This is a genomic window from Hoeflea sp., from assembly GCF_984452065.1.
Genome location: NZ_CFHWAF010000187.1, coordinates 1 through 7,219 on the forward strand (window position 1 = coordinate 1; position 7,219 = coordinate 7,219).

Sequence of the window (7,219 nt, forward strand, 5' to 3'; positions counted from 1 at the left end):
CGGTCAAGCGCCCGAGCGCCGGGTAAATCGACCCGAAACCGGTATCCTGGAAGTGGCTAAAGGGCGCCTCTTCCAGGGTTTTTTTGATTTCATAGCCACTGGCGTCGCCGGCCGACAGCACCGCCAGGCAAAGCTCCGGCCGGGCCCGCATGCGCGACAGGATGGCCTGGGCGGGAATGGACAGCAGCGCGCAGTCGGTGACCGCCTCCGCGGTGACCGGATAAACGTCGTTGCGAAAGGCGACCGCCTCCCCGAAACTCCGGCCTTTCGTCATGACACCGACAACCGCCTCGGCGCCGTTCTGAGTGAGCCGGAACAGTTTCACCCGGCCGTCGAGAACGATATAGACGCTGTGTGCCGGTTCCGACTGGAGGAAGATCGTCCCGCCGCGGTCAAAACTGCGGGCCTCGGACTGGTCGAGTATGGTACTTGCGACGTCGGCCGGCGCGGTCGCCAGGAGAACGGACTCCATGGCAATCTGCCGTTCGGCGGGTTGTTGCACGATGCTCTTCCCCCATCTGACAATACGAAACGCCATCAAGGCGGACCGCCCGCAGCCTTGATATCCATCAATACAAAACGATACCGCAGTTCCGGTCACAATGAAATAAGGGATCGATGACTTGCGGACGGCCTCGCGACAATCATATTGTTCACACAGTGCCTCGGCGTAACAACCGGCCGGCCCGGCTCTCCTTCACCCGTTTGCAAAGGCCGGAGAACTGCCGGCGGCCGGATGGTAGTAAAAGGACTGCGAAATGAAGCAACTGATATTGGGATCTCTCTTCCTGGCGCTGGCCGGCTCGGTGGCGAATGCCGAAACCTTCCGCTGGGCTTCACTCACCGATCCGCAGACGATGGACCCGCACGCGGTCAATTCCGCGCCTGTTCTCGGTTTACTCAACAATGTCTATGAGGGTCTGGTGCGGCGCGGCAAGGATATGAGCATCGAGCCGGCTCTGGCGGTGAGCTGGGAGCCCATCGGCGACGGTGAAGGCTGGCGCTTCAAACTGCGCGAAGGCGTAACCTTCCATGACGGTTCGCCGTTCACCGCCGAGGACGTCAAATTCTCCTATGAGCGGGCCTCGAGCGACGAGGCGGACACCTCTTCCTGGTTTGCGCCGGTTTCAGACGTTGCCGTTGTCGACGATTACACGATCGACTTCATGACCGATCAGCCCAATCCGATCTTTCCCGACTCCATCGCCAACTGGATGATCATGGATTCCGGCTGGGCGGCCGCAAACGGCACCGAGCGGCCGAACAAGGAGGAAGGCAATTTCGCCACGCTGAACGCGAACGGAACCGGCGCCTTCATGCTGGCCGAGCGCCAGCCCGGGCTGAAGACCGTGCTGGTGCCCTTCGCAGATTGGTGGGGTGACGCCGGGCACAACGTCACCCGGGCCGAATTCACGCCGATCCAGAACCCGGCAACCGCCGTCGCCGCCCTTCTTTCCGGTGACGTCGACATGATCAACCCGGTCCCGATCCAGGATGCCGAGCGCCTGAAGGGGCATGATGACGTCAAGGTCCTGCAGGGCATCGAGGCGCGTGTCATCATGCTCGGATTCGGGCATGAAGCCGACGAGATCAAATATACCGGCGATGCCGGAAAGCCCAATCCGTTCCAGGACCCGCGCGTACGCGAAGCCGTGGCCAGGGCCGTCAATGTCGATGCGATCCTGGCAACCATCATGCGCGGCAATGCCGAGCCGGCGAACCAGCTCGTCAGCCCGGCCATGCGGGGTTATTCCGAAAAGGTCGGTGAAAGACCGGCCTATGATGTCGAGGGTGCCAAAGCCCTGCTTGCCGAAGCCGGATACCCCGACGGCTTTTCCTTCGGGCTGAAATGTCCGAACGACCGCTATCTCAACGACGAAGCCGTCTGTCAGGGTGTGGTCGGAATGCTCGCGCAGATCGGTCTCAAGGCCGAGCTCGACGCCATGCCGGTGCGCAATTACTGGCCCGAATTGCGGGCCGACAATTACGACATGTACCTGCTCGGCTGGTCACCCGGCACATTCGATGCCGAACATCCGATCCGCTTCCTGATGGCGACTCCGAACGCGGAAAAGAAACTCGGCTCATGGAATTTCGGCGGCTTTTCAAACGAGCGCGTCGATACGCTGTTGCCGATGATCCAGTCGGAAATCGACGATGCGAAGCGTCAGGCAATGCTTGACGAGACAGCAACGATCCTGCGCGCCGAAACCGCCTATGTGCCGCTCTACGTCCAGCCGCTGGTCTGGGGTTCCAGAAGCAATGTCGACATGACGCAGCGCCCGGATAACTTCTTTATCCTCCGGTGGGTGACCGTCAACTGACCAGGGCCAAACCATGCTGGCCTACGCAATAAAGCGCAGCTTCCAGGCCGTCGTCGTCCTGTTCATCGTCGGCCTGGTGGCGTTTTCCATGTTCCGCTTCATCGGCGATCCGATCGACAACATGCTCGGCGACTGGCTGCGCGACGCGCTCAATCCGCGCCTGCGCTAGCCGGGCTGACCCTCCGCGTCAGGCGCCACTATTCCAGGAATGTCGCAATCTCATCGACAGCGGCGCGCTCGGTGCGCAGCCGGTTCACGGGCGCCTCCTCGTCCATATAGCCGAGCGCCATGCCGCAAAACAGCATCCACTCGTCCGGCGGATCGACATGGGCTGCAACCGCCTCATGCCATTGCGCCCACGCTTCCTGCGGACAGGTATGGAGCCCGTGCTCGCGCGCCATAAGCATGACGCTCTGCAGGAAAATGCCCGTATCGGCCCATTGCGGCGGACCCATGGTCCTGTCGAGGTAGAAAAACAGCCCGACCGGCGCTCCGAAAAACGAAAAATTGCGCATGAACTGACCGATCCTGCCCGCCTTGTCTTCCCGCGCAATGCCGAGCGTGGCATAAAGATCTTCCCCGCATTTGAAGCGCCGGTCGGCATAGGGCTGCTTGAGGCCCTTCGGATAGACATCATATTGCGCCGGCACGCCGCGCGGCGTGGTGACCGACCGTTCCGCAACATCCGAAATCAGCCCGGCCAGCGCCGGGCCGGTCAGCACAAACACATGTCAGGGCTGCAGATTGCCTCCGGATGGCGCCTGTCTGGCTGCACCGAGAATGGAGCGCACGGTTTCGCGGGACACCGGGTCCGGCTTGAAAGCACGGCACGCGATCCGCGACGTCAGGGCATCCGATACATTCATGACATTCAACCTGCCAACACCAGTGAAACCTGCCGGCCGACTATGCGTCCAAAACCGTTCAGACAACAACAATATCCTCAAAGCATCGGCGATTTTGAGAAAAATACAGCCATCTGCCCGGATCGCTCGCATCTTGCTAAGCTGCCGGAAACAAATCAAAAAGATGCCGAAAAAGGCCACTTTGAACCCTGCCGGCCGGCCATCCGACTTGACTTGATCATGCCTTCGGTCAAGGGTTTGGTCGCTGACTCCAACCGGCGATCCGGTGACGCGGCCTTGCCACGCAACTGAGGACAACCTTGCAGCGCAATCTTCTTCGATACATCTGGGTTCACTCGCGCAAGCAGCAGGTCTGGATCTTTGTGGTCGTCCTGGCCTCCATGCCTGTCTACTTCCAGATGCTTCAGTTGCCGAAGCTCATTGTCAACGGCCCGATCCAGGGTGACGGATTCGATTCACCCCAGGCAACGCAGCCATTCCTCTCCATCAATCTGCCGTTTGCCGATTCGCTTTTCGGGCAGACGATAAACCTGTTCGCCGGACTGCAGCTCGACCGCCAGGAGATGCTCATCGCCCTGTGCGTGGGTTTTCTGGTCGCCGTTGCGCTCAATGGCTGGTTCAAGCTCTATATCAACACATACAAGGGCAAACTCGGAGAAAAGCTCCTGCGGCGCCTGCGCTACGAACTGTTCGACCGGGTGCTGCGTTACCCCATAGCAAAGGCGCGCAGCGTCAAGCCCTCCGAAATCACCAGTGTGATCAAGGATGAAGTCGAACCGCTCGGGCAGTTTTTCGGCGACGCTTTCTCGGCACCCGTATTTCTGGGCGCTCAGGCGCTGACCGGCCTGACCTTCCTGTTTCTGCAAAACACGATGTTCGGCGTCATCACCCTGATCATCGTCCTGTTTCAGGCGTGGATCATTCCGCGGCTTCGCCGCCGCCTGCTTGAACTCGGACGGCAGCGCCAGCAGACGGCCCGCAAACTGTCCGGCAGGATCGGGGAATTCGTGCAGGGCATGGACGATGTGCATCTGCACGGCACCTCCAACCGCGCGCGCTCCAACATATGGCAGATGCTGCGCCGCATCGTCGTCATTCGTTTCGAGCTCTATCAGCGCAAGTTCCAGGTCAAATTCCTGAACAACTTCCTCATCCAGTTCCTGGCGTTCATCTTCTACCTTCTGGGCGGCTATCTCGTCATCACCGGCCGCATGGATCTCGGCGCGCTTGTCGCGTCCATCGCCGCCTACAAAGACCTGCCCTCGCCGATCAAGGGCATCATCGACTGGGACCAGCAGCGCCTGCTGAACCAGATTCGCTACGAACAGGCGGTCGAGGATTTCGCCAATACGACCATCATGCCGGGCGCCCGCCAGGATCCGGGCGAGGCGCCGGCCGATCCGATCAAGGATGGCTACGCGCTGGAGCACGTCACCGTGCTTGATGCACAGGAACAGCCCGTCATTCAGGATTTCACCAATACGGTCTCGCGGAACGAGGCGCTTGCCATTGTCGGCAATGCCGATTCGGGCGCCGAATACGTCGCCGAGGTGCTGGCACGGCTGCTGGTCACCAGTTCGGGTCACATCACACTCGACGGGCAGGATCTGAAGTCGGTTCCCGAAAGGCAGACGGGCCAGCGCGTCGGTTATGCCGACAGCAACATATTCTTTGCCGGAGGAAGCCTGCGGTCCGCTCTCGCCGAAACCCTGCCCTTTACCGGCGACGCGCCTCCGATCCTCGAGGAAGACGGATCGGGAACGGCTTTCGGCCCCTATGAGAACGAACCGATATCGGCAAAAGCCGGCGAGGTGAAGGATCCGAGCTTCGGCGCCGAAGTGAACGTCGAATGGCCGGCCGGAGACGTCGCCGACCGGCTGCTCTCGATCATGCACAGCGTCGACCTTTATGACGACGTGCTCGAATACGGGCTGCTGCGCCGGCTTGAGGCGGATGCCGACGAGAAGGTGGTTGACGGCATCATGGAAGCAAGGCGCCTGTTTGCCGACAATCAGTCCGCCCGCAGCTCAAAGGGCGCCGTGGAATTGTTCGACCCCGAAAAATACAGCCATCAACTGACCATCGGCGAGAACCTGATTTTCGGAACGCCCGTGGACGAGTCCTTCGCCCAGGAAAACCTGCCGGCAAACAAAATGGTCAGGGGGCTGTTGGACGAAATGGACCTCTCGTCCCGTTTGTTTGACATCGGCGTCGAGATCGCGCGCAACAATGTCGAACTGTTCGGCGATCTTGCGGAGGACAGCACGCTGTTGCAGCGTTCCGGCGGCCCCTCGCCCGAACGCCTGCAGGAAATGAAGCTGGCTCTGGAAAAACTCTCCGGCAAAAAGGCTTCGGAGGCAAGTGAAGTCGATCTGGAAGCCATGCTGGACCCGGCCTTCGATTACTGCGAGGCACAGACCCGCTTCGGCCTTGTCGATCAGCAGTTGCAGGACAAGTTTCTGAGCTTGCGAAAGCGGCTGCGCGAGGAACTGGACAAGAAGGAAAGCAAGGCAGTCGCGTTCCACGACCCCAACCGGTTCAATCCGTCTCTGTCGGTACTGGACAACATCCTGTTCGGACGGATCGATTCCCGCCGCATCGGTGCGCGCGAACGTGTGCTGAAATCCATCAAGGCACTGCTGGAAAGCTGCGGCGTGGCGGACACCGTCTTCCATGTCGGACTGTCATTCGACATCGGCAATGGCGGACGCAACCTGTCGAACAATCAGGCCCAGAAGCTGAAGCTGGTGCGCGCATTGTTGAAGCAGCCGGATATTGTTATTCTTAACCGGGCGCTCTCGGCACTGGAAGCCGGGGAACGTATGAAGATTGTCCATACGGTCGTGGAAATGGGCAGGCAGAACGGCACGCGCACGATGGGCGTCGTCTGCGTCCCCCTCGACAATGGCGGCTGGAACGATTTCGACAGAATACTCTTTATGGAACATGGGCGGATTGTGTCTGAAGGAGCGCCGGAAAAGGTTTCCGAGCGCCTTGAAGCGATGGCCAAATGATATGGCCGGATTTAGGGGTAACGGCGATGGGAAAGCAGGAGATTGGTAATGAGCACGCTTGATGATGATGTCGCCATGCTGCAGAAGGTTCCGCTTTTTGAAAGCGTCGACCCGAGCAAGCTCAAGCTGATCGCCTACACGTCCACCCAGCTTGTCTTCGACGATGGCGAAGAAGTGTTCGCTCAAGGATCGAACGGGACATCAGCCTATCTCATTGCCAGCGGCGAGGCCGATATCCTGTCGGACGGCGGAGACACCCAGGTCGTCGTTGCCCAACTCGGCTCCAATGCGCTGTTCGGCGAAATATCGGCATTTTGCGATGTGCCGAGGACGGCGTCCGTCAGGGCGCGCGGGCAACTCACGCTTCTGGAACTCAAGCGCGAGAACCTCATGGAACTGATCGGCGAATTCCCCGATGTTGCGGTCGAGGTGATCAGGGAACTTGCCCGCAGGCTCGCCAACACGACATCGGATCTGGCCCACGTTCTGGATCAGCGCGCCAGCGGCTGAGCGCGCCGCTCCCTATACAGCTCTATGAGCCCTGCATCGACATAATGATGACGGCCAGTATGGCGGCATAGGTGAGTTGGTGAACCAGTTGGTCGGCGCCGTGCACCACCCAGTAATGCCGGGTATGCGCATCCAGCTTGTGTTTGCAGTCGTAGCAGCCCTTTGCATAGTCCGTCGCGTAGTGGACAACGAATTCGAACACGGCAAGAGCAACGATGGTGGCCAGCGACAATCCGCACAGCAGCAGGATCGGCAGCGTCATGACGACATGGATGGCGGCGTGCACATAGCCGCCCGCCTTGTGCAGATCGCACTTGCCGGCAATCATGGACGGCCACTGGAGCGTGTAGTCCGCAATGTAGTGCTTGACCTGCAGGCCGATCAGCGCCCAAACAATGTACAACGTCATAGTCCACCCTTGAGCGACGGTCGCTCATAACACCCTGGGCTTCGCCCCCCCTCCTTTCTCAACATGGAGAGTCACTTGAGCGCGGTCAACGGCTTT

The 7,219-nt window shown here is 60.1% G+C and carries 8 protein-coding genes; 4 read left to right on the forward strand and 4 right to left on the reverse strand.

Annotated elements, in window-relative coordinates; all coding sequences use genetic code 11:
• A partial coding sequence (locus AC5E6N_RS22355) for a cyclic nucleotide-binding domain-containing protein (protein ID WP_491749882.1) occupies nucleotides 1-502 on the reverse strand: 502 nt, incomplete at its 3' end.
• A 256-nt stretch (nucleotides 503-758) separates the two neighbouring features.
• Between AC5E6N_RS22355 and AC5E6N_RS22360 the strand changes: the two genes are divergently transcribed.
• Both AC5E6N_RS22360 and AC5E6N_RS22365 read left to right on the forward strand, forming a co-directional pair.
• On the forward strand, nucleotides 759-2,324 hold the full coding sequence (locus AC5E6N_RS22360; RefSeq protein ID WP_491749883.1) for an ABC transporter substrate-binding protein: 1,566 nt from the start codon (nucleotides 759-761) through the stop codon (nucleotides 2,322-2,324).
• A 13-nt stretch (nucleotides 2,325-2,337) separates the two neighbouring features.
• Nucleotides 2,338-2,493, forward strand: a complete 156-nt coding sequence (locus AC5E6N_RS22365; protein ID WP_491749884.1) for a hypothetical protein — start codon at nucleotides 2,338-2,340, stop codon at nucleotides 2,491-2,493.
• 28 nt (nucleotides 2,494-2,521) lie between these two features.
• Here the strand turns inward: AC5E6N_RS22365 and AC5E6N_RS22370 are convergent, their stop codons facing one another.
• Entirely contained in the window at nucleotides 2,522-3,046 is a 525-nt protein-coding gene (locus AC5E6N_RS22370; protein ID WP_491749885.1) for a nitroreductase, read from the reverse strand.
• 9 nt (nucleotides 3,047-3,055) lie between these two features.
• A complete protein-coding gene (locus AC5E6N_RS22375) occupies nucleotides 3,056-3,322 on the reverse strand; it encodes a nitroreductase family protein (RefSeq protein ID WP_491749888.1) in 267 nt (88 codons plus the stop codon).
• A gap of 167 nt (nucleotides 3,323-3,489) precedes the next feature.
• Between AC5E6N_RS22375 and AC5E6N_RS22380 the strand changes: the two genes are divergently transcribed.
• Entirely contained in the window at nucleotides 3,490-6,204 is a 2,715-nt protein-coding gene (locus AC5E6N_RS22380) for an ABC transporter transmembrane domain-containing protein (RefSeq protein WP_491749886.1), read from the forward strand.
• Between the two features lie 48 nt (nucleotides 6,205-6,252).
• A complete protein-coding gene (locus AC5E6N_RS22385) occupies nucleotides 6,253-6,714 on the forward strand; it encodes a cyclic nucleotide-binding domain-containing protein (protein ID WP_491749887.1) in 462 nt (153 codons plus the stop codon).
• Nucleotides 6,715-6,736: 22 nt separating this feature from the next.
• Here the strand turns inward: AC5E6N_RS22385 and AC5E6N_RS22390 are convergent, their stop codons facing one another.
• Entirely contained in the window at nucleotides 6,737-7,123 is a 387-nt protein-coding gene (locus tag AC5E6N_RS22390) for a DUF3307 domain-containing protein (RefSeq protein WP_491687701.1), read from the reverse strand.
• Nucleotides 7,124-7,219: the final 96 nt, after the last annotated feature.

Bases quoted from the DNA above. Each gene is read 5' to 3' on its own strand.
- AC5E6N_RS22375 (WP_491749888.1), bottom strand. From the start codon at position 3,322: ATGCGAGCGATCCGGGCAGATGGCTGTATTTTTCTCAAAATCGCCGAT.
- AC5E6N_RS22365 (WP_491749884.1), top strand. From the start codon at position 2,338: ATGCTGGCCTACGCAATAAAGCGCAGCTTCCAGGCCGTCGTCGTCCTG.
- AC5E6N_RS22390 (WP_491687701.1), bottom strand. From the start codon at position 7,123: ATGACGTTGTACATTGTTTGGGCGCTGATCGGCCTGCAGGTCAAGCAC.
- AC5E6N_RS22385 (WP_491749887.1), top strand. From the start codon at position 6,253: ATGAGCACGCTTGATGATGATGTCGCCATGCTGCAGAAGGTTCCGCTT.
- AC5E6N_RS22360 (WP_491749883.1), top strand. From the start codon at position 759: ATGAAGCAACTGATATTGGGATCTCTCTTCCTGGCGCTGGCCGGCTCG.